This is a genomic window from Dietzia sp. IN118, from assembly GCF_032905965.1.
Classification (GTDB): Bacteria; Actinomycetota; Actinomycetes; order Mycobacteriales; family Mycobacteriaceae; genus Dietzia; species Dietzia kunjamensis.
The window spans coordinates 3079795-3101964 of the sequence record NZ_JAUMSR010000001.1 but is presented as its reverse complement, the minus strand read 5'-3'; the positions used below and the strand labels follow the sequence as shown (position 1 = coordinate 3101964).

Below are 22170 nucleotides of genomic sequence, written 5' to 3'. Positions count from 1 at the left end.
AGCGAAGGCGAATACATGATGACGACTCCCGGCCCCAAGAGCCTGTACCGCCCTGAATACGAACACGACTCGTGTGGCGTCGCGTTCGTTGTGGATATGTACGGACGCAAGTCCCGGGACATCGTCGAGAAGGCGATCGCCGCACTGGTGAACCTCGAGCACCGCGGCGCCGTTGGCGCCGAGGCCAACACCGGTGACGGCACGGGCTTGTTGATCCAGGTACCGGACTTGTTCCTCCGCGAAGTGATGCGTGAGGAGCAGAACGTAGAACTGCCTGAGGCCGGTGCATATGCCACCGGCCTTTGTTTTCTCCCCCAGTCCCGCATGCTCGCGATGGACGCCATGCGGATGGTGGAGCGGATCGCCGCCGAACAGGGCGTGTCCGTGATCGGGTGGCGTGAGGTACCGGTCGACGACTCCACGGTCGGCGCGATCTCACGCGACGCGCAGCCCAGCATCCACCAGATCTTCGTCAAGGCCGCCGGCCCCGGAGGGGCGCTGCTCACCGAGCTGGACCTCGAGCGCAAGTGCTTCGTCGTGCGCAAGCGCTGCGAGCACGAGCTGGGCTCCAAGGGGCCGGGCAAGGGTGACCTCGGCTCGGAGACCGTGTACTTCCCGTCCCTGAGCCCTCGCACCTTCGTCTACAAGGGCATGCTCACCGAGAAGCAGCTCCCGGAGTTCTACCTGGATCTCCAGGACGAGCGTGTGGAGTCCGCCCTGGGCATCGTCCACTCCCGCTTCTCCACCAACACGTTCCCGGCATGGCCGCTGGCCCACCCCTTCCGCTACGTCGCCCACAACGGTGAGATCAACACCGCCCGCGGTAACGAGAACTGGATGCGGGCCCGCGAGTCACTCATGTCCAGCGAGCACATCGAGGACCTGTCGGCGGCACTGCCCATCTGCACCCCGGGCGGCTCCGACACCGCGCGCTTCGACGAGGCGCTGGAACTGTTGACGCTGGCAGGGCGCACCCTGCCCCACGCCGTGCTGATGATGGTCCCCGAGGCGTGGGAGCGCCACGAGACGATGGACCCGGCCAAGCGGACGTTCTACGAGTACCACGCCTCCCTCATGGAGGCATGGGACGGACCGGCGTCGATCACGTTCACCGACGGCACCGTGATCGGCGCCGTGCTCGACCGCAACGGTCTGCGCCCGTCCCGGATCTGGGTCACCGACGACGGGCTCGTCGTCATGGCCTCCGAGGTCGGCGTCCTCGACATCCCCCAGGACAAGGTCGTCACCAAGACCCGCCTGCGCCCGGGCCGGATGTTTCTGGTCGATACCGCCCAGGGGCGGATCATCGACGACGAGGAGATCAAGACCGAGCTGGCCGCCGAGCACCCGTACCAGCAGTGGCTCGACGAGGGCATGGTCCGACTCGGGGATCTCCCGCAGGTCGACCACCCGTACATGCCGCACGAGCGTGTCGTGCTGAGGCAGCGGATCTTCGGATTCACCGAGGAGGAGCTCCGGATCCTCGTCTCGCCGATGGCCGGGGCGGGTGCGGAGGCGATCGGATCGATGGGCACCGACACGCCGCTGCCGGTCCTGTCGGAGCGCTCACGGATGCTGTTCGACTACTTCGCGCAGCGCTTCGCCCAGGTCACCAACCCGCCGCTGGACGCGATCCGCGAGGAGCTCGTCACCAGCTACGGTGTGACGCTCGGCCCCGAGGGCGATCTCATCCACCCGGGCCCGGAGTCGTGCCGCCAGATCCGCCTGGACAACCCGATCCTCGGCAACGACGAGCTGTCGACGCTGATGGCGGCCGGCGAGACCCGTCCCGGTCTGCGATCGGTGGTCGTCCGCGGCCTGTACAACGTCGCTCACGGCGGCCGCGGCCTGCGCATCGCCCTGGAACGGATCCGTCGCGAGATCTCCCACGCCATCGAGGATGGTGCCACGATCATCGTGCTGTCGGATCGTGAGTCGGATGAGCGCAACGCGCCGATTCCGTCGCTGCTCCTCACCTCGGCCGTGCACCACCACCTCGTCCGCGAGAAGACCCGTACCCGGGTCAGCCTCGTGGTCGAATCCGGAGACGCCCGCGAGGTCCACCACATGGCGGTCCTCTTTGGGTACGGCGCCGAGGCGATCAACCCGTACATGGCGTTCGAGTCCATCGACGAGCTCGTCAAGACCGGTCACCTCACCGGGGTGGACACCCCCGCGGCCTGCGCCAATTACCGCAAGGCCGCCGCGAAGGGCGTGCTCAAGGTGATGTCCAAGATGGGCATCTCGACCCTGGCCTCGTACACGGGTGCGCAGCTCTTCGACATCACGGGGCTCTCGCAGGAGTTGTGCGACGAGTACTTCACCGGCTCGATCAGCCCCATCGACGGCATCGGGCTCGACGAGATCGCCGAGGACGTGGCCCGTCGCCACCGCTTCGCGTTCCTGCCGCGGCCGGAGGAGGCCGCGCACCGCGAGCTCGAGATCGGCGGGGAGTACCAGTGGCGCCGGGAAGGCGAGTACCACCTGTTCAACCCGGACACGGTGTTCAAGCTCCAGCACTCCACGCGCTCCGGTCGCTACGAGATCTTCAAGGAGTACACCCAGCTCGTCGACGACCAGTCGGAACGTCTGGCCACCCTCCGCGGCCTGTTCGAGCTGAAGGGGACCCGTCCCCCGGTGCCGATCGAGGAGGTCGAGCCCGTCTCGGAGATCGTCAAGCGGTTCTCCACGGGCGCGATGAGCTACGGCTCCATCTCGGCCGAGGCCCACGAGACGCTGGCGATCGCCATGAACCGTCTCCACGCCCGGTCCAACTCGGGCGAGGGCGGCGAGTCGATCGACCGCTTCAGCCCCGACCCCAACGGTGACTGGCGCCGGTCGGCCATCAAGCAGGTGGCCTCAGGACGGTTCGGTGTGACCAGCAACTACCTGGCCAACTGCACCGATATCCAGATCAAGATGGCCCAGGGCGCCAAGCCGGGCGAGGGCGGCCAGCTCCCGCCGGGGAAGGTCTACCCGTGGGTCGCCGAGGTTCGTGGCTCGACCCCGGGCGTCGGGCTGATCTCGCCGCCGCCGCACCACGACATCTACTCGATCGAGGACCTGGCGCAGCTCATCTACGATCTGAAGAACGCCAACCCCGAGGCCCGGATCCACGTCAAGCTCGTGGCCGAGCAGGGTGTGGGCACCGTCGCGACGGGTGTGTCCAAGACGCACGCCGACGTGGTGCTCATCTCCGGCCACGACGGTGGCACCGGCGCGTCTCCGCTGACCTCGCTCAAGCATGCGGGCGGCCCGTGGGAGCTGGGTCTCGCCGAGACCCAGCAGACCCTGCTGGTCAACGGCCTGCGGGATCGGATCGTCGTCTAGGTCGACGGGCAGCTCAAGACCGGGCGCGACGTCATCGTCGCGGCGCTGCTCGGCGGCGAGGAGTTCGGATTCGCGACGGCTCCGCTCGTCGTGGCCGGCTGCGTGATGATGCGCGTGTGCCATCTCGACACCTGCCCCGTCGGTGTCGCCACCCAGAACCCGATCCTGCGCGAGCGGTTCAACGGCAAGGCCGAGTACGTGGTGAACTTCATGGAGTTCATCGCCGAGGAGGTGCGCGAGTACCTCGCCGAGCTCGGGTTCCGTTCGCTGGACGAGGCGATCGGACACTCCGAATGCCTCGACAAGTCGCGGGCGTTCGCCCACAACAAGCGGGTCGCCAAGCTCGACCTGGCGCCGATCTTCGCCCAGGCGGAGTCCCCGTTCATGCACCAGGACCTGCGGAACACCAAGTCGCAGGACCACAAGCTCGAGGGCGTCATCGACCGCCGGCTCATCGAGGACAGCCGCTCCGTGATCGCTGATCCCGCGACGGGGCCGTTCGCGGGCAGCTACCCGATCTGCAACGTGAACCGCTCGGTGGGCACCATGCTCAGCCACGAGATCTCCAAGGCGCACGGTGGTGCCGGGCTCCCGGAGGGATCGATCGACCTGAGCTTCACGGGGTCCGCCGGCAACTCGCTCGGGGCGTTCCTCGCCTCCGGCGTGACCGTGCGGGTGTTCGGTGACGCCAACGACTACGTGGGCAAGGGACTGTCCGGGGGACGCATCGTCGTCCGCCCGGCGGAGGACGCCGCCCCCGATTTCGCGGCCGAGAACAACATCATCGCCGGCAACGTGATCTGCTACGGCGCCACCGCCGGCGAGGTATTCCTCCGCGGCATCGTGGGCGAGCGCTTCTGCGTGCGCAACTCGGGCGTCACCGCGGTGGTGGAGGGCGTGGGCGACCACGCCTGTGAGTACATGACGGGTGGACGCGTCGTCGTGCTGGGGGAGACGGGACGCAACGTCGCGGCCGGCATGTCCGGTGGCGTCGCCTACTTCTACGACCCGCAGGGCGTCCTGCCCGAGAACCTCAACGTGGAGCTCGTCGACACCGACGAGCTGACCAGCGAGGACGTGGAATTCCTCCGCGGCATCGTGGAGCGGCACGTGGAGGAGACCGATTCGGCCCGGGGCCGGGAGATCCTCGGTGGTTGGGCCCAGAACGTGAATCATTTCGCCAAGGTCATGCCGCGCGACTACAAGCGCGTGCTGCTGGCCATCGAGCAGGCGGAGAAGGACGGACGCAACGTGGACGAGGCGATCATGGAGGCCGCAAATGGCTGACCCGAAGGGCTTTCTCAAGCACACAGAGCGGGAGCTGCCCGAACGCCGCCCCGTCGACCTGCGCATCATGGACTGGAAGGAGGTCTACGAGTCGACGACCCTCCCGGAGGATCACCTGAAGACCCAGGCCTCCCGCTGCATGAGCTGCGGTGTGCCGTTCTGCCACCAGGGGTGTCCGCTGGGCAACATCATTCCCGAGTGGAATGACCTGGTGCACCGCGGGAAGTGGGACGCGGCGGTCGACCGTCTGCACGCGACCAACAACTTCCCTGAGTTCACCGGCCGGCTCTGCCCCGCGCCGTGTGAGGGCTCCTGCGTCCTGGGGATCAACCAGCCGCCCGTGACGATCAAGCAGATCGAGGTGGAGATCGCCGAGGCCGCGTGGGCCGACGGCGGCATGGCACCGGTGATCCCGTCGTTCCGTACGGGGCAGACCGTCGCGGTCGTGGGTTCGGGCCCGGCGGGTCTGGCCGCCGCGCAGCAGCTCACGCGCGCCGGACACTCCGTCACGGTGTTCGAGCGTGATGACCGCATCGGTGGACTCATGCGCTACGGGATCCCCGAGTTCAAAATGGAGAAGGCGGTCCTCGACCGGCGTCTCGCGCAGATGGAGGCCGAGGGAACGGTCTTCCGTTCCGGGGTCAACGTCGGCGAGGACATCACGGCGTCGCAGCTGCGGGAGCAGTTCGACGCGGTGGTGCTGAGCGGCGGCGCCACCATGAGGCGGGACCTGCCCGTGCCCGGCCGTGAGCTGGAGGGCATCCATCAGGCCATGGACTACCTGCCCCTGGCCAACAAGGCCGCGGTCGGCGACCCGGTGGTGGATGCCGACGGGTTGCCCGCCATCCACGCGCGGGACAAGCACGTCATCATCATCGGTGGCGGCGACACCGGCGCGGACTGCCTCGGCACGGCGACCCGTCAGGGGGCCAGGTCGGTCAAGAGTTTCGAGATCATGCCCCGCCCGCCGGCGACGCGTGCGGCCTCGACCCCGTGGCCGATGTACCCGCTGATGTTCCGCACGGCCTCCGCCCACGAGGAGAACGGTGAGCGCGTCTACGGCGTGTCCACCGCCGAGTTCGTGGGGGAGAACGGGCACGTCACCGCCCTCAAGGGTTCCGAGGTGAGGATGGTGGACGGGCGCTTCGAGCCCGTTCCCGGTACGGACTTCGAGTACCCGGCGGACCTGGTGCTGCTGGCGATGGGCTTCACGGGTGCCCAGAAGGCCGGACTCTGTTCCGACCTGGGGGTGGACTTCACCGACCGCGGAAACGTGGACCGTGACGGCACCTACGCGACCAATGTCGACGGCGTGTTCGTGGCCGGCGACATGGGCCGCGGGCAGTCGCTCATCGTGTGGGCCATCGCGGAGGGGCGCGCCGCCGCCGCCTCGGTGGATCGCTTTCTCATGGGGGAGACGGCGCTGCCGGAGCCGGTCCGACCGACGGACGTGGCACAGCGCTGAGATCCGCCGTGGCGCCTGACCTTAATGGAACCTAAGATCAGGTCTATTCTGATAGCAGGCCGCCCGGCCTCCGTCTCGGAAGGCATCCATGGTCCGCCGTCGCCCCGCCAGCATGATCGCCGCGCTCTGCGCTGCGGTCGTCCTGGCCGGGGCGCCGGTGGCCTCGGCCCAGCTGCCGGGACCGGGCGCCCAGCTCCCGGGACCGGGCGGCCGGGCCGTGGTGACGGACCTGCCCGTGCTGAGCGAGTTGCCACCACTGCCGTCCAGGGGCGAGTCCCCCGACGTGGACGAGCAGGAGGTCGACGACGCCTCGGGCATGTCGGGCGTGCAGATCATCGCGCTGGCGTTGGCCGCTGCGGCACTGGTGGCCGGCGGGACGGGGCTGGCCCTGGTGACGCGACGCGGCCGCGGGGACCTGCCCGGCGATCAGCCCGCGAGGACGGGTCCGCTCGCGTGACGGCGCGCCCGATAGGCTCGGGCGTATGAGCCGCCACATCGCAGGACGAGGACGGACCGGCCGGGCGACACCCCCGCCGGCCGGTCCACCCGTCGACGACGTCGAATGCGACCTGAGCAGCAAGCTGACGCTCGGGCAGTTCCTCAAGCTGGCATCACTGCTCGATTCGGGTGCCGAGGCCAAGGACGCGGTCGCCTCCGGCGCCGTGAGCGTCAACGACGAGGTGGACACCCGTCGCGGTCGCGGCCTGGTCGACGGCGACGTGGTGGAGATCGGGGGCCGCGCAGCCCGGGTGGTCGCGCGCGACGGACGGGGAGAGGCCTGATGGCGGACGAGACGCGGCGGACGATCCAGGCTCCGGTGGTGCTGCACGACGATGACCCCGGCGCCAGGCGCTACGCCACCTGGCTCGCCGAGGAATTCGACACCGGGGCCACCCATCACGACGCCGTGGACCCGGCCGAACTCGTCGTCGCCGGGACGGTCGTCCTCGTCACCGGGATGCGGGCGGCCGGCGGGCTGGGTGGTTCGGCGTTCATCCGCGACAACTGGGAGGCGCTCGTCGAGGCCGGGCGCCGGGTCGCCGTCGTCATGGTGGGCCCGACTCCGGTCACCGATGACGCCCGGATCGAGCTCATGTCGAGTGAGTTCTCGGGCGATCAGCTCCGCGATCTCAAGCTCTTCCAGTTGCGGGGCGTGGTCACCCCGGACCAGCTGGGATTCCGGCAGCGGCTGGGCGTGAAGACCGCTCTCGCGGCGCTGCGTCGCAAATCCGAGCGCACCCCGGAGGAGGAGTCCATGCTCGAGTTGGGTGGGCTGGACCTCACCGACCGGGTCTCACTCGGGCCCCTGCTGCGCTGGATCCGCCGCGAGGCCTGATCGGCGGAGCGGGCCGGAAAGCCGCGTCGCGCGCCACACTGGTGTGACCCCCGATACCATCTCCTGGGTGAGACCCCGCCGTGGGGCGGGGCGACGACCCGGAGGATCCCGATGCGCACGACCACCCTCGCCGCGACCGTCTCGGCACTCGCCGCCGCCGCCCTGCTGACCGGAGCCGGAACGGCGGCGGCAGACGAGCCGGACGAGTCCGCGGATATGGGAACGATTCGCAGCGTGCTCCTCGCTCCCAACGTGGGGGAGGCGCTCGGCAGCCTCGGCTACGGGTCGCTCGGGACCGGCTCGTTGACGGACCTGCTCACCGGGCTCATCAACGCCGGTTCGGTCATCCTGTCGGTGGAGCTGCCCAACGCGACGGGCTCCTATGCGCCTGGGTCCCTGGGCAGCTACGGTCCCGAGGCCTCGATCGGCGACGTGCTCACCATCCCGGTCGCGAGCCTCGGGGGAGCCTCCTGAGCGACCCCGCCCGCGGGCACACCCCGCAGGCGCTCGGGCGGGTGCGACGAACGACCCGGTCGGGTCAGCGCACCACGATCCCGTCGGAGTCGGCGTAGAGCGTGTCACCGGGGACGAAGTCGACCCCGCCGAAGCTCACGGTCACGTCGCGTTCGCCGTCGCCGGTCTTGCTGGACTTGCGCGGGTTCGTGCCCAGGGCCTTGCATCCGAAGTCCATGCCGCCCACGACCGCCGAGTCTCGGATGGCGCCGTTGACCACGACCCCGGCCCAGCCGTTGGAACGGCCGAGCTCGGCGATGAGGTCTCCCACCAGCGCGGTGTGGAGGCTGCCACCGCCGTCGATCACCAGGACCCGGCCCTCGCCGGGCTCGCCGAGCACACTCTTGAGCAGCGCGTTGTCCTGGAAGCACCGGACGGTCGAGACGGGGCCGAAGAACTCCGTCCGGCCACCGAGGTCGCGGAACTGGGTGTCACAGCTGCGGACGTCCTCGCCGATCTCGTCGACGAGGTCTGCGGTGTGGACGAATCCGGCGGGGGTGTCGGTCATGCGGGGCCTCCTGGGGCGTGGTCTGGTCATGGCAACGCTATCCGGCCGCGCTCCCGCGGGGGAGCCCGCCGTGGGGGACAATGTCGGGTGAAGGGTGCCCCGCCATCGTCCGAGAACCCGGAAGGAGCCACCCGTGGCCCAGTACGAACTCCTGATCCACGCCCGGCGCGCGGTCATCGACGATCGCATCCAACAGGCGGCGGTCACGGTGGACGGGGGAGTGATCTCGTCGGTGCGGACGGGGTCGGAGGCGCGGGACATCGGTCTGGCGGGCGACCACACGATCGCGCTCGGTGATGACGTGGTCCTCATGCCGGGACTCGTCGACCCGCACGTCAGTACCGAGGACGTCGCGGTGGGCACGCGTTCGGCGGCTCAGGGCGGGATCACCTCGGTGATCGACTACGGAACCGACGGCGACCCGGTCGCGATCACCCCCGAGGACGTGGACCGCTGGAGACAGGACGTGACCGGCGAGTCCACGGTGGACGTCGGCCTGTGGGGCGCGGCGGTTCCGGGGAATCTCGGCGGGCTCGGGACGTTGCTGGATCGTGGCGTGTTCGGGGTGTCGGCGGTGGCCGCCGGCAAGGGCGTCGCCGGCGCGCCGACCCTGGGCTCCGTACAGGTGGTGGCGGCCGCCGAGGAGGTCGCGGAGGCCGGCGGGCTGTTCGCGGTGGACGCCGGGGTGGACGATCTGCCCGGGCTTCTCGAGGTCTGCCGGCGCACGGGTGGCCGGTTGCACGTCCGGGCGGTGTCCGACCACGAGGAACTGCCCCTGCTGCGCGAGGCCAGGGCGGACGGGCTGGCCGTGACCGCCTCCACCAGCCCGCACATGCTGGCGCTGGTCTCCGAGGTCACCCACGGCGGCGCTGCGGTCGCGCGGCTCGACCCGCCGATCCGGGACGCCGCCAACCGCGAGTTGCTGTGGGAGGCGTTGCGCGACGGCACGATCGACGCCGTGGCCTCGGCCCGCCTCGGGCTGTCGGTCGTGTGGACCGAGGCCCGTCGCCGGGGATTCGATCTCGCTGATGTCGCCGGGTGGATGGCCACGCGCACCGCCGGGGTCGTGGGCCTGCGGGACCGCGGTGAGATCCGGGTCGGCCTGCGCGCGGACCTCGCCGCGGTCGCCGACGACGACGCGTTCGTCGTCCTGCCCGGGACCCGTGAGCTGGGCTCTGCGGACTCGGTGTACGCCCAGCGTGCCCTGGCGGGCGTGGTGCGGTGGACGATGCGGGGCGGAACGGTGATCGACCCCCGTGCCCTCGCCCTCGGGACTGTCCTGACCCGACAGACGAAGTGAACCCCACAGTGGTAGGTCTCGACCTGTCCTTCCCGGCAGGGGTCACCTCGGGCCTGCTCATCACCGAGTACGTCATCAAGATCCTCGCGCTGGGGATGGTCCCCGAGAACCGGCAGCCGTCGTCGTCGCAGGCGTGGCTGCTCGCCATCCTCTTCATCCCGGTGGTGGGGGTGCCGTTGTTCCTCCTGCTGGGCAATCCCTACATCACCGGGCGACGGCACCTCATCCAGGCCGAGGCGAACCATCTCTATGCCAGGGCGCTCGAGAAGCGGCCCACCGTTCCCGACGGAGTGCGCGTGGGGCCCGGGGTGCGGACCATCCTGGAGATGAACCGGACCCTCACCGCGATCCCCGCCATGTCCGGGGACTTCATCGGCCTGCATTCGGACTACACGCGGTCGTTGGCGGCGATGACCGAGGCGGTCCGTGCCGCCCGGGACCACGTGCACATCGAGTTCTACGCGCAGTCGTGGGACTCCGAGACCGACGAGTTCTTCACCGCCGCGGTCGAGGCCGCCGATCGGGGGGTCGTGGTCCGGGTGCTGGTCGACCACCTCGGGTCACTGCGCTACCGGGGGTTCACGAAGCTCCGGAAGCGGCTGCGGCGGACCCCGGTGGAGTTCCACCTGATGCTGCCGGTGAACCCGTTCCGTGGCCGGTTCAGGCGGCCGGACCTGCGCAATCACCGCAAGATGCTCATCGTGGACGGGGTGCACGGGTTCATCGGGTCGCAGAACCTCATCGAGCGCCACTACGGCAGTTCACGCAACGCCCGGCTCGGCCGTGAGTGGGTCGATCTGATGATGGAGGTCCGCGGGGAGATCGTCCAGGCGATGGACAGCGTGTTCGCGGTGGACTGGTATTCCGAGTCCGGCGAGGTGATCGGCACGCTGGAGGACGTGGCGCAGGGCGCACCACTGGCGCCCGGACGCAAGGGCGGGGATCCCACGGCGGGCGACCCGGTGAGCGCGTTCCAGCTGGTCCCGTCCGGCCCGGGGTACAGGACGCAGCCCGGGCTTCGGATGTTCACCCAGCTGATCGGCCAGGCACGTGAGCGGGTGCGGATCGTCAGCCCGTACTTCGTGCCGGACGACGCTCTACTGCACGCCATCACGTCGGCGTCGTTCCGCGGGGTGGGGGTGGAGTTGTTCGTCCCCGAGCACGCCGACCAGTTCCTCGTCCACCACGCCCAGCGGTCCTACTACCGCGCGCTGCTCGAGGCCGGGGTGGTGATCCACCGCTTCCGCTCCCCGGCGGTCCTGCACACCAAGACGGTGCTGATCGACGACTACGCCGGGATCGTGGGCTCGAGCAACATGGACCAGCGTTCGTTCAATCTCAACTTCGAGATCAGTCTGCTGGTCCTGGGCGGGGAGGCGGTCGCGGAACTCAACGACGTGGTGGACTCCTACCTCGAGGACTGCACCACGTTGGGGATCGAGACGTGGATGAGCCGGCCGTGGCCGGGGCGGTACGTCGACAACGTCGCGCGTCTCACCTCGGCCCTGCAGTAGGCCGGGTCCGGCGGCGGATCGGGTCCGGTCCGGCAGCGGGCTCTACAGGCGGGCGGCATCGCAGTAGTACGCTCAGCGTGCGCGGGTCGCACAGGCCCGCCTGCGACGAGAGGCTGTTCCCGATGCCCCAGACCCGTGGTTCCGGAGTCCGGACCAGGCGCCTCGGCGCCGCCGTCACGACCGCCGTGGTGGCGGCCGTCGCGGTTCCCGCCGTGGCGTACGCGCAGGGGGACTCGGGCTCGGGTTCAGCGCTGCCAGCGGAGACGAGCAACAGCAGTGTGGACCAACTGATCGGCCAGCTGCCCGAGGAGATCGTCATCGGCGGTGGGGCGCTCGGGTCCGAGGGTCTGCGCGAGACGGGTAGCGCGCCGGTGGCGGACGCCGGACTGTCTCTGGGGCAGACCCTCGGTTCGGTGGCGCCGCTCGAGGCACTGGGGTCGGCCGGCGGGTCCGCGGCGGCGTCCGTGGCGTCCTCGGGGAGCCTGCCGGGCTCCGTCTACGCCAATCCGACCGGGTCGATCGGGTCGGGCACCATCGGGCTGGGATCGATCGCGATCCCCGAGTACATCTTCCCCGTGTTGAGCCTGCAGTTCGCGGGTGGTTTCTTCACGGCGTTGGGGGAGCGGCAGGAGGCCGGCGCGCTCTACCCGCACGAGCTGGACTTCTGGCACGGGCTGGTCGAGGGCTCGGCCGAGGGCGGCGCGCTGCTCACCGACGCCGCGGACGCCGCCGGCACCGAGCTGCCCGGCGCGCTGGCGGGAAGCATCGAGGCGGTCCAGATCGCCGCGCTGCAGGATCCGTTCGAGGACAACGAGCGCCGTCGTGCCGAGGCCGAGGCGGCGGCCGCCGACGGTGGGCAGGACGCGACGAGCGAGGTCGACGACGGTGAGGTCGACGACGACGAGGCCGACATCTCCCCGGTCGGCGCGAACGGTCCCGCCGGGGACACGCAGGGCGGAACCGGCGGTGTGGACGCGACCCTCGGCGCCGCGGCCGCGCCTGCCGCCATCGCCACGACCGCGGGGAACGCCGCCGCAGGACCCGGCGAGCTGTCGGCCCCCGCGGAGCTGTCTGCCCCCGCGGAGCTGGCCGTGACCGGCGTGGCGACCACCGCGCTGGTCGGCGTCGCCGCCGGGACGATTCTGCTGGGCGGGCTGCTGCTGGCCTTCGCCCGCCGGCGCGCGTAGGGGCCCGGCCTCGTCGTCGGCCCCTCCCGCGGGCCCGGGCAGATCGTTGCGGGGCCACTCGGAAGGCCAAGCGGAAGGCCCCTCGGAAGGCCGCGCTGCCCGCGGTTACCCGCGGGCGGTCACCCCTGCCCACTCACCCCTGCGCGCTCATCTCCCGGCAGCGGTCCCACAGCGCGGCCGCGACCTCGCGGTCGTGCGAGGCCTTGGTGGAGTTCACGGTCGTCGGGTACCCGGTGAGCTCGCCGGGGCCGTCGGGGCCGATGTATGCGCCGCCCGCGACGGACTCCACGGTCGCGGCGTAGAGCTGCGGCAGGGCCCCACGCTCGGCCGGCTGCACGAGGAACGGGATCTTCTCCACGCCCTTCATCAGCAGGTCCTGCACGCGACTGCCGCTGCGGTACTGCAGATTGGTCGCCGAGTACCCGGGATGCGCGGCCACCGCCCTCAGCGGTGACCCCGCGGCCTCGAGGCGACGCTGCTGCTCGTAGGCGAGCATGACGCAGGCCAGCTTGGAGGCGGCGTACACCGGCATCGGGGCGTAGCGGCGACGGGTCCAGTCCAGGTCGTCGGGGTCCACCGTGCCGAAGCGGTGCATCATCGAGCCCAGCCACACCACCCGGTCGGTGAGCGCCGGCGCGACGTGCTCGGTGAGCGCGAAGTGGCCGAGGACGTTGACGCCGAACTGCATCTCGTGGCCCTGCGCGGTGCGCGACCGCGGGATGTTCATCAGCCCCGCGTTGTTGAGGAGCACGTCGGGCGAGCGGCCCGCGAGCAGCTCACCCGCCGCGTGCACGGATTCGAGGTCGGCCAGATCCAACTCCACGACCTCGGCGCGCTCCGGGTACGCGAGCCCCGCGCGGGCCGTCTCGGCGCGGCCCGTGTCGCGGCAGGCCATGATCACGCGGGCGCCCGCGTCGGTCAGCGCGCGGGTGGACTGCAGGCCCAGCCCGGAGTTCGCCCCGGTGACCACGAAGGTCCGGCCGGTCTGGTCAGGGATGTCGGCGGTGGTCCATCGGCTCATGCGGGCCAGGGTACGTCCGCCGTCCGACATCGCCCACCGGCTCATGCGGGGCAGTTCACTCCCAGGTGGCGGTGTCCGGGTCGACGCCGTGCGCCCGGGCGTTGGCCTCGACGGCGGCGACCAGCCACTGAGTCAGGCCCGGCTCGTGCACGTCGTACGTCTCGGCGAAGCGTGGGTCCTCGACGTACATCCGCGCCAGGCAGACCTGCATCGCATGCGTGCAGTCGTAGAACCGCCCGATCGATGCGCGGTGGCGCTCGGCCAGCTCCGCGGCCTCCGGCGCCCCCGGGTCCATGCCGGCACGCTTGGCGGCGGCGAGGTCGACGTTGAGCGCGTCGCCCTCGGCCTTGACCTGCTTCCAGTCCTCCCTGGACATGCGCGCCGTGCGTTCCTGCGACTGCGCCCACTGCGGGGTGTCGCCCCAGCGGTGCTCGGCCTCCTCCTGGTACTCCTCCTTCCAGTCCGTGCCGAAGATCTCGGCCCTGTCCTGAGGGGTCAGTGGTGCGTTCATATCGATCGCCTCCTTCATGCGGTCGACTGCGGAGACCATCTCCTGCAGGTGCGAGATGCGTCCGACCAGCAGCTCCCGCTGGCGGGTCAGGTGAGCCAGGGCGTCGGCCTCCGGGTCATCGAGCAGGTCCCCGATCTCCGCGAGCGGGAAGCCCAGCTCGCGGTAGACCAGGATCCGGTGGAGGCGGGCGACGTCGTCGTCGTCATACACCCGGTAGTCCGACCACGTCCTGCCGCTCGCCGGCGCCAACCCGATCCGGTCCCAGTGGTGCAGGGTCCGGACGCTCACCCCGACCAGCGCGGCGACCGCTCCCACGGTGAGCCCGTCTCTCGTCGTCATGTCTCCAGCATCTCTCACATCCACGAGCGTGGGGCCTGACGCGATGTCAGGGTCAAGCCCGGGTTTCCGCGACCGGCGGGCGAAGAACGGTGGCAGGCGGTACCGCTCTTCCTTACCCGCCGGTAGCCTCGGTGCCATGAGCCGACCCGCGCCCCATGTGTACGACCGTCTCCGCGACCTCGTCGCGATCCCCGAATTCCGGGCCGATCCCTCAAGCCGCCCGTCGGCGATGATCACCGAGGTCTTCACCGGTGACCCGCTCGCGGAGATCCCCGCCGGCACCGCCGACGATGTCACCGCCGCCGTCGAGCGGGCCCGGGCCGCGCAGGTCGCGTGGGCCGAACGAGACGTCGCCGACCGGGTCGCCGTCATCACCCGCTTCGCCAAGCAGATCATGCGCAACCGCGGCGAACTCATGGACATCGTGCAGGCAGAGACAGGCAAGAGCCGCGCCTCCGCACAGGAGGAGGTGCTGGACTGCCTCATCACCGCGCGTCACTACGCCCGGACCGCGCCCGGGCTGCTCGCCCCCAAGCGCGTCCAGGGCATGCTGCCGGGACTGACCAAGGCCGTGGTGCGCCGCCAGCCCAAGGGCGTCGTGGGCGTGATCGCGCCGTGGAACTACCCGCTCAACCTCGCCGCCACCGACGCGCTCGCCGCCCTGCTCGCGGGCAACGCCGTGGTGATCAAGCCCGCCTCCATCACGCCGTTCTGTGCCCTCGCCGCCGCCGACATGCTCTACCGGGCGGGCCTGCCGCGCGACCTGTTCCAGGTGGTGCCCGGTTCGGGCGGGACCGTCGGCGGCGCGATCGTGGAGAACGTCGACTACCTCATGTTCACCGGCTCCACCGCGACCGGCCGCACGCTGGGCCGCCAGTGCGGCGAGCGCCTGATCGGGTTCTCGGCCGAACTCGGCGGGAAGAACGCCATGATCGTGACCGAGGGTGCCGACCTCGACGAGGTGGCCGAGGTCGCCACGCGCGCGTTCTTCTCCAACTCGGGTCAGCTGTGCATCTCGGTCGAGCGGGTCTACGTGGAGCGCTCCGTCGCGCCGCAGCTCATCGAGAAGCTCACCGCGCGTGTGCAGTCCATGAGCGTGGGGCCCGGCTACGACTTCGAGGCCGAGATGGGCAGCCTCATCTCCCGTGACCAGCTGGACACCGTCTCCGCACACGTCGACGACGCGGTGGCCAAGGGCGCGCGCGTCCTGGCCGGCGGACGCGCCCGGCCGGACCTGGGCCCGCTGTTCTACGAGCCGACCCTGCTCACCGACGTGCCCTCCGGCGCGACCTGCTACGGCGAGGAGACCTTCGGCCCGGTCGTGTCGATCTACCCGGTCGACTCGGTCGAGGAGGCGATCGCCGAGGCCAACGACACCGAGTACGGGCTCAACTCGTCGGTGTTCGCGGGGTCCGACTCCGAGGGCGAGCAGATCGCGGCGCGCCTGCGGACCGGCACCGTCAACGTCGGCGAGGGCTACGTCGCGGGCTGGGGCTCCGTCGCGGGCCCGATGGGCGGCATGGGCGCCTCCGGTGTGGGCCGACGCCACGGCGACGAGGGACTGCTCAAGTACACCGAGGCGCAGACGATCGCCACTCAGCGCGTCGTGCACATGGGCGGGCCGTCGTTCCTGCCCCGCACGCGGTGGCAGCAGTTGCTCGCGCCCGCCACCGACGCCATGCGCTTCCTGCCGGGGCGGTAGGCGGGAGCTCGCGCGGGTGGCCGGGCCCGCGCGAGTGGCGGGAGCCCGCGGCCGCCCCGGCCCGCCTCGTGCTGCCGCCGCGGCCCGACTCGTGATACGGCCGCTCGATCTCGTGATACAGCCGCGTCCGGGCATGGCGTCTCGCGCGCCCCGAGGGGCAGGCCAGACGCCACGCGCGGACGCGGGTGTGGCTGACGTGTACAGGCGCGGGAGCGAGACGCCGGGCAGGGGAGCGGCTGCACCGCTCGCCGCTCGGCGTGCCCGCCCGTCAGTTACCGCGGCGCAGCAGCACGAACGCGCCACCGATGAGCAGGATCGCCAGTCCGCCGACGACCCAGATCGCGGGGCTGACGCCGGTGTCCTCGCCCGAGGTCTCATCGGCGACGCCCGCCTCGTCGCCGGCCCCGGTGTCGGACCCGCCCGCCGGGGAGGCGTCTCCACCGGCCGCGGGCTGCGAGCCGGGCTCCCCGCCGGCCGCGGGCTGCGAGCCGGACTCTGCGCCGGCCTCCGCGCCGCCGGCCCCGCCCGTCACGGTGAAGACCGACGACCCGCTCACCACGTGCCCGTCGGACGAGGTCACCCGGTAGCCGACGGTGTAGGGGCCGGGCTCGAGTTCATCGACGTCGACAGTGACGGTCTCGCCCGCCACCGAGGGGTCGCCCACGACCCGGTTGGCCCGGTTCTCCCCGGCGGTCACGGCGACGGAGGCGAAGCTCTGGTTGATCTCCTCGTTGAAGGTCAACACGATCTCGTCGGGCGGGGTGTCCAGCTCGGACCCGTCCTCCGGATCGATGGAGACCAATACGGAGTGGGCGACGGCGACCGGGGCGAGCACCACCGCGGGCGCGGCCGCGCCGCCGACCAGGGCGGCAGCGACCGCCACGGACGCCACGCACCCCCGCAGTGCCGTCACGCCTTGACGCCCAGGCGGGCGAAGATGTCCTTGTTGATGCGGTCGAGCTCGCCCGAGATCGACGAGTGGATCTCGCGCCGCTGCGCGGTGGGCGTGGTCTCGGCGGTCTCGACCGCTGTCCGCAGGTCCGTGAGCCTGGCCCGGGTGGAGGAGATGAAGTCCTTGACCTCACGCTCGCTCCCGCGGCTCACGTCGAGCTGGTCGAGGGTCTGCTCGAGGCGGACGATGCGTACACCGAGGGCGGCGCCGGGGCCGGTGGCGTTGATGCCGGCGGCCTCGAGGTCCACGCCTCCGGGGCCGGAGGGCTTGCCGGCCGATCCCTGCACGTTGGAGACGGCCTTGTAGACCATCGGCAGCAGCACCGGGGTGGCGACCTTGGCCATGCTCAGCCACCGCTGCAGGTCATCCTTGTTGAGCTTGGTGCCCTCGAGCTTCTTGAGTTCCATCTCGGCGAGCTGGTACTCGTGCTTGCGGCCGGCGGAGTCGATCTTCTCGGCGAGCTTGCGGTCCTTGGCCAGCAGCTTGGCCTCGCGCTTGATGGTGGCGCGCTCCTGCTTGGCGTGGACCTTCTCGTTCTTGCGGTTCCGCTTGGCGGATCTGCGGTCGAGCTTGTCACGCTTCTCGGCCCGCTTCTCGGCGCGCCTCGCCTTGCGTTCGGCGTTCTTGCGCTCGAGCTTGGCGCGTTCCTTGGCCTCGGCCAGTTCCACGCGGTGCGCCTCCTTGGCCTTCTTCCGCGTCTCCTTGGCCGCGAGCTTGGCCTCCTTCATGGCCGTGGACTTGAGCGCCGAAGCATGGGCGCGGAGTTCGGCACGCTTGTCGCGGTAGGTCGTCAGCTTGCCCATGGGCGTCGATCCTTCTCTCGTCGCGGACATCAGGTCTCCAGCCTAGGCGAATCGGCCCGCACTGAGGACCGGACCGTCGTGTGGGCCGCGGCTGGGCCATGATGGACGGCGATGGAGGACGCCGGCAGCACCACGTACCGCGCCCCCGATGCGGCGGTGGTGGGGCCGGCCTCGGGGGCCAGATGTCTGCACCGCGTGGCCCGGGAACGTGATGCGCGACCGGGGTGGTGGCGGACGGCGCCGCTCGACGAGGGCGTGCGTCTGCGGGCGATGGCGGCGGCCGATCGACGCGCGGGCCTGCGGGAGCGCGCGTTGCGGGACGCGCGCCCCGACACCGTGGTGGTGGACGTGGTGGGGGATCACTGGACCGATCTGCCGGGGGACGTACCGGGCGACGACGACGAGAGCGCGACACTCCGGGCCCTGGCCGACGGGGCGACGCTGGTGTGGGGCGCGGCTCTTCCCGCCGATCCGCACGAGGGCCGGGCGGGCCTCCGGTGCACCCTGGCGGCCGTGCCCGGCGGCGGGTACACGCCGGTGCTGGTGGTCAATCACAAGGTGGTCGATCCGCGGCGGGGGAGGACCGCGTCGACGGCGACGGTGACCCGCTTGCTCGACTGGTCCCCTGCGCCCGACCCCGCTCTCCGGGTGCGGCGTCACCCCGCGGATCTGGACCGGCTCGTCCACGCGTGGCGGCTGCTCGCCGCCGTGGGGCACGCGGCGGAGTCCCCGGTGGGCGCGGTGCTGGGGCTGGGCTCGGCGCGCGCGGTGGTGCACGACCTGGGGCCGGTGCTCGACGCCGCAGACCGCACCCACGCCACGCGGCTGGCGGTGGTGCGCGGTGAGCTCGACACCGAACCCAGCCGGATCGGCGAATGCCGCACCTGCCCCTGGTGGGAGGGCTGGGACGATCGGGACGGGCCCGTCGAGGGCTGCCGTGACCGGCTCGTCGTGGCCGATGACGTCAGTCTCGTCGTCGGCGGCGGACAGGTCGGGTCGCTGAGGGCCCGGGGGATCCGGACGGTCGCGGAGTTGGCGGTGGCCGGACCGGACCGGCCCACGGACTGGAACGGCGAGCCGTTCTCGGACGCGGTCCTGCGGGCGAGGGCACACCGCGACGGTGAGGTGGTGGTTCCCAAGGTGGCGCGGCCGAGCATTCCGCGTGCGGATATCGAGGTGGACGTCGACCTGGAGAGTCACCTCGACGACGGCGCCTATCTGTGGGGGACCCTGCTCACGCTGAGGGACGGGCGGCCCCTGGAGGCCGAGGGCTACAGGCCGTTCGCCACCTGGGCCCGGTTGCCGGATCCGGACGAGGGGCGGTCGTTCGCGGAGTTCTGGCGTTGGCTCACCGGCATCCGCGACAGGGCGGCAGGTCAGGGCCGGTCGTTCCGGGCCTACTGCTATTCACGGTCCGCGGAGAACGGGTGGATGCTCTCGTCGGCCGGCAGGTTCGGGCCGGAGGGCACCCTCGCCGTCGTCAAGGGGGTTCCCTCCGTCGCCGAGGTCCGGCGCTTCATCTCCTCCCCGCTCTGGGTGGACGTCCACGAGGCGGTCACCACCCAGTTCGTCTCCACCTCGGGCCTCGGGCTGAAGGTGGTCGCCCCGGCCGCCGGGTTCGCGTGGCGAGATCCCGAGGCCTGCGGCGAGGCCTCGCTCGGGTGGTACCGCGACGCGCAGGCGGCGAGGGGCGTCGAGCGGGATGCCGGCCGGAACCGCATCCTCACCTACAACGAGGACGACGTCCGGGCCACTCGCGCTGTGCGGGAGTGGATCTCCCGCTCGAGCTGGGGCGGCCACCAGCTCTGAACGTATGTCTACTTCGGCGTTGGACCCCTCATGCGCGGGCATTCTCCCGGTGGTCGCGCGGGGTGTTCACGGCGAAATGATAAGAATTGTTAAGTATCGCCGAAGTGTCGGCGTTTCTCCCGAAAGGAATACTGACTTATGACGAGGCACATCCGCGCCGCCGCGGCCCTTGGCGTCTCCGCGCTCGCCCTGTCCGGTGGAGTGGGGCTGGCGCACGCTCAGTCCTCCGCCCTCGGCTCGGCCGAGGAGGAAACGGGGGTCGTCGACCCCGGACTGATCGACACCTCGGGCTCCGCGCTGCTCGACGAGCCGACTTTCGGCAGCCTCGCCCCGGTCGTGTCGCAGGGCGTGGGCTCGGTCAACGAGGCAACGGGTTCCGACGCAGTGAGTCCCGCGCCGGGTACCGGGTCGGTGGACACCACCGGTTCCGTCTTCGGTGAGCCCACCTCGGGGTCGCTGACGCCGGCCGTGGCGTCGGTGGGCGGCGCACTGGGCTCCGGTGAGGGTCCGGCGATCGTCATCGGCTCCGATGGCGGTACGGATTCGCTCGGAGTATCCGGTTCGCTCGGGCCGGTGCTGCTGATCGGCGGTTCCGCCGCCGTCATCGGGGCGGGCATCTACTTCGCGCCGCAGATCGAGCAGGCGCTGGCGGACGCCGGCATCGTCCTCCCGCCATTGCCGGTTATCTGATCGCAGTCGGCGAGGTCCAGCGGGGGCTCCCCGCGCGGGTGCCCCGGGGCGACGCTGGGGCATGGGTGGCCACACGGCAAGGGGTCGAGCGCCTTTCAGAACCCCTTACTAACTCAGATTTAACTGAGTTCTCACCGTTCATCGCCTGAATTCGTGGCTAGGGTGGGGAACGGACGGATGAACCTCGGTCTCGTAACGCTGTTCTCACGTCTCACAGACCCCAACCCCGGGGTGGGTCGGCCACGAGCCTCTGCGCCTGGGAGCCCCTTTCCACACGAGGAGACGCAATGACGTTCACCACCCGCAAGGCCGCTGCGGTCGCGGCCGCCGCTGCCCTGGCCATCTCGGGCGCCACCGGCGTCGCCAACGCGCAGGGCTCCGAGGAACTCGGAACTCTGTCCTCGGACGTGATCGGCTCCGCCGGATCGTCGGAGCTGAGCTCGGGCGGCGGTTCCGTCCCCGAGAACCTGGGTTCGCTCATCCTGGATGCCAACGCCACCGACGAGGGATCCCTCGACACCTCGGGTTCGGCGCTGCTCGGTGAGCCCTCCACCGGTTCGCTCGCGCCGCTAGCCGGTTCCGTCTCCGAGGCCACCGGTTCGGTCGACATCCTCACCCCGGCCGAGGGCACCGGCTCGGTCGACACCTCGGGCTCGGCGCTGCTAGGTGAGCCGACCACCGGCTCGCTCGCCCCGCTCTACGCCCCCATCGCCGGCTCGCTGGGGATCGGCGAGGGTGCGACCGTCGTCCTCGGCTCCGATGCCGGGTCCCTGCCCGGCACGGGCTCGCTCGTCCCCGCGACCCTGGGTCTCGGCTCGGTCGCCGCCGTCGGTGCGGGCATCTACTTCCTCCCGGAGATCCACGCATCGCTCACCGCCGCCGGTATCGCCCTGCCGCCGCTGCCGCCGCTGCCGTGGGCGCCGGCCGGTGCCGCTCCGGCCCCCGCAGCTCCGGCGCCCGCCCCCGCGCCGGCCCCCGGCCCCGCGATCGACAACGGTCGCGGCTGACCCTGTGCGCACCGCCTGACCCAGGCACAGCACCGAGGCCCGCCCCCTTCGCAGGGGGCGGGCCTCAGTCGTCGTACCGGCGCACGGGACCGGACGCTTTGTCCGGTCCCGGGCGGGCAGTTAGCGCGGCGCCATGCGCAGGGCGCCGTCCATGCGGAAGCTCTCGCCGTTGAGGTAGTCCTGCTCGACGATCGCGTTCGCCAGCTGCGCGTAGTCCGACGGGCGGCCGAGGCGCGACGGGAACGGGATCGCGGCCTCGAGGGACTTCTGGAACTCCTCGGTCAGGCCCTTGAGCATCGGGGTCTCGATGGTGCCCGGGGCGATGGTGTTGACGCGGATACCGAACTGCGCGAGGTCGCGTGCAGCGCAGATGCCCATCGAGTACACGCCACCCTTCGAGGCGGCGTAGGCGATCTGGCCGACCTGGCCCTCGTAGGCGGCGACGGACGCGGTGTTGATGATGACGCCGCGCTGGCCGTCCTCGTCGACCGTGTCCTGGGTGGACATGGCCTCGGCGGCGAGCCGCAGCACGTTGAACGTGCCCACGAGGTTCACCGAGATGGCGGTCTCGAACAGGTCGAGGGCGTGGACGCCCTTCTTGGAGACGATGCGGGCGGCCGGGGCGATGCCGGCGCAGTTGACGACGACGCGCAGTGGCGCGGCCTCGGTGGCCTTGGCGATCGCGGCCTTGACGTCGTCCTCGCTGGTGACGTCAGCGGCGAGGAGGGTGATGCCCTCATCGATGCCCTGCTCGACGGCCTTGTCGATGGACTGCTGGAGGTCGAGGCCGAACACGACCGCGCCCTTCTCGGCGAACGAACGCGCGGTGGCGTTTCCCAGGCCGGAGGCGGCACCGGTGACGATGACGGAAGCACCCTTGATGTCCACGGGCGATG

Annotated in this window: 18 protein-coding genes and 1 pseudogene; 13 read left to right on the top strand and 6 right to left on the bottom strand. The window is 71.0% G+C overall.

Going from position 1 to position 22170, the window contains the following annotated elements; all coding sequences use genetic code 11:
• Positions 1–15 precede the first annotated feature (15 nt).
• The 6 genes and pseudogenes from gltB to Q2K20_RS14775 all read left to right on the top strand — a co-directional run bounded on the left by gltB (position 16) and on the right by Q2K20_RS14775 (position 7892).
• Positions 16–4617 (top strand): annotated as a pseudogene (gene gltB, locus Q2K20_RS14800) (glutamate synthase large subunit).
• Positions 4610–6082, top strand: a complete 1473-nt coding sequence (locus Q2K20_RS14795; protein ID WP_067714930.1) for a glutamate synthase subunit beta — start codon at positions 4610–4612, stop codon at positions 6080–6082. The pseudogene gltB and the gene Q2K20_RS14795 overlap by 8 nt, the downstream one beginning before the upstream one ends.
• An 88-nt stretch (positions 6083–6170) precedes the next feature.
• Positions 6171–6539, top strand: coding sequence for a hypothetical protein (locus Q2K20_RS14790; protein WP_067714927.1), 369 nt, complete (start codon positions 6171–6173; stop codon positions 6537–6539).
• 25 nt (positions 6540–6564) lie between these two features.
• Entirely contained in the window at positions 6565–6864 is a 300-nt protein-coding gene (locus tag Q2K20_RS14785) for an RNA-binding S4 domain-containing protein (protein ID WP_235027950.1), read from the top strand.
• Entirely contained in the window at positions 6864–7418 is a 555-nt protein-coding gene (locus Q2K20_RS14780) for a hypothetical protein (RefSeq protein WP_067714925.1), read from the top strand. The genes Q2K20_RS14785 and Q2K20_RS14780 overlap by 1 nt, the downstream gene beginning before the upstream one ends.
• 111 nt (positions 7419–7529) lie before the next feature.
• A complete protein-coding gene (locus Q2K20_RS14775) occupies positions 7530–7892 on the top strand; it encodes a hypothetical protein (protein ID WP_317176894.1) in 363 nt (120 codons plus the stop codon).
• Positions 7893–7956: 64 nt separating this feature from the next.
• On the opposite strand, the gene rraA is transcribed toward Q2K20_RS14775, so the two are convergent.
• Positions 7957–8439, bottom strand: a complete 483-nt coding sequence (gene rraA / locus Q2K20_RS14770; protein ID WP_067714919.1) for a ribonuclease E activity regulator RraA — start codon at positions 8437–8439, stop codon at positions 7957–7959.
• A gap of 133 nt (positions 8440–8572) precedes the next feature.
• On the opposite strand from rraA, the gene Q2K20_RS14765 reads away from it, so the two are divergent.
• The 3 genes from Q2K20_RS14765 to Q2K20_RS14755 all read left to right on the top strand — a co-directional run bounded on the left by Q2K20_RS14765 (position 8573) and on the right by Q2K20_RS14755 (position 12440).
• Positions 8573–9739, top strand: a complete 1167-nt coding sequence (locus Q2K20_RS14765) for an amidohydrolase family protein (RefSeq protein WP_067714917.1) — start codon at positions 8573–8575, stop codon at positions 9737–9739.
• Positions 9736–11253, top strand: a complete 1518-nt coding sequence (locus Q2K20_RS14760) for a phospholipase D-like domain-containing protein (protein ID WP_317176893.1) — start codon at positions 9736–9738, stop codon at positions 11251–11253. The genes Q2K20_RS14765 and Q2K20_RS14760 overlap by 4 nt, the downstream gene beginning before the upstream one ends.
• 122 nt (positions 11254–11375) lie before the next feature.
• Positions 11376–12440: a hypothetical protein gene (locus tag Q2K20_RS14755; protein ID WP_317176892.1), complete on the top strand. Its 1065-nt coding sequence runs from the start codon at positions 11376–11378 to the stop codon at positions 12438–12440.
• A 133-nt stretch (positions 12441–12573) separates the two neighbouring features.
• Here the strand turns inward: Q2K20_RS14755 and Q2K20_RS14750 are convergent, their stop codons facing one another.
• Both Q2K20_RS14750 and Q2K20_RS14745 read right to left on the bottom strand, forming a co-directional pair.
• Entirely contained in the window at positions 12574–13461 is an 888-nt protein-coding gene (locus Q2K20_RS14750) for an oxidoreductase (protein ID WP_317176891.1), read from the bottom strand.
• 55 nt (positions 13462–13516) lie between these two features.
• Complete coding sequence (locus tag Q2K20_RS14745) at positions 13517–14311, bottom strand: MerR family transcriptional regulator (protein ID WP_069389402.1); 795 nt, start codon at positions 14309–14311, stop codon at positions 13517–13519.
• A 136-nt stretch (positions 14312–14447) separates the two neighbouring features.
• Between Q2K20_RS14745 and Q2K20_RS14740 the strand changes: the two genes are divergently transcribed.
• Entirely contained in the window at positions 14448–16013 is a 1566-nt protein-coding gene (locus tag Q2K20_RS14740; RefSeq protein WP_069389401.1) for a succinic semialdehyde dehydrogenase, read from the top strand.
• 268 nt (positions 16014–16281) lie between these two features.
• Here Q2K20_RS14740 and Q2K20_RS14735 read toward each other — a convergent pair whose 3' ends face one another.
• A complete protein-coding gene (locus Q2K20_RS14735) occupies positions 16282–16926 on the bottom strand; it encodes a copper resistance protein CopC (protein WP_317176890.1) in 645 nt (214 codons plus the stop codon).
• On the bottom strand, positions 16923–17768 hold the full coding sequence (locus Q2K20_RS14730) for a DUF6474 family protein (protein WP_067714904.1): 846 nt from the start codon (positions 17766–17768) through the stop codon (positions 16923–16925). Before Q2K20_RS14730 ends, Q2K20_RS14735 begins: the two co-directional genes overlap by 4 nt.
• 111 nt (positions 17769–17879) lie before the next feature.
• On the opposite strand from Q2K20_RS14730, the gene Q2K20_RS14725 reads away from it, so the two are divergent.
• The 3 genes from Q2K20_RS14725 (at position 17880) to Q2K20_RS14715 (ending at position 21274) form a co-directional block, all read left to right on the top strand.
• Positions 17880–19577, top strand: coding sequence for a TM0106 family RecB-like putative nuclease (locus Q2K20_RS14725; protein WP_269502955.1), 1698 nt, complete (start codon positions 17880–17882; stop codon positions 19575–19577).
• A gap of 138 nt (positions 19578–19715) precedes the next feature.
• Positions 19716–20267 (top strand): hypothetical protein, encoded by a 552-nt coding sequence (locus Q2K20_RS14720; RefSeq protein ID WP_067714898.1) that lies wholly within the window; start codon positions 19716–19718, stop codon positions 20265–20267.
• A 287-nt stretch (positions 20268–20554) separates the two neighbouring features.
• Positions 20555–21274, top strand: a complete 720-nt coding sequence (locus Q2K20_RS14715) for a hypothetical protein (protein WP_269502952.1) — start codon at positions 20555–20557, stop codon at positions 21272–21274.
• Between the two features lie 120 nt (positions 21275–21394).
• On the opposite strand, the gene Q2K20_RS14710 is transcribed toward Q2K20_RS14715, so the two are convergent.
• Entirely contained in the window at positions 21395–22162 is a 768-nt protein-coding gene (locus tag Q2K20_RS14710) for an SDR family NAD(P)-dependent oxidoreductase (protein ID WP_067714893.1), read from the bottom strand.
• Positions 22163–22170 lie beyond the last annotated feature (8 nt).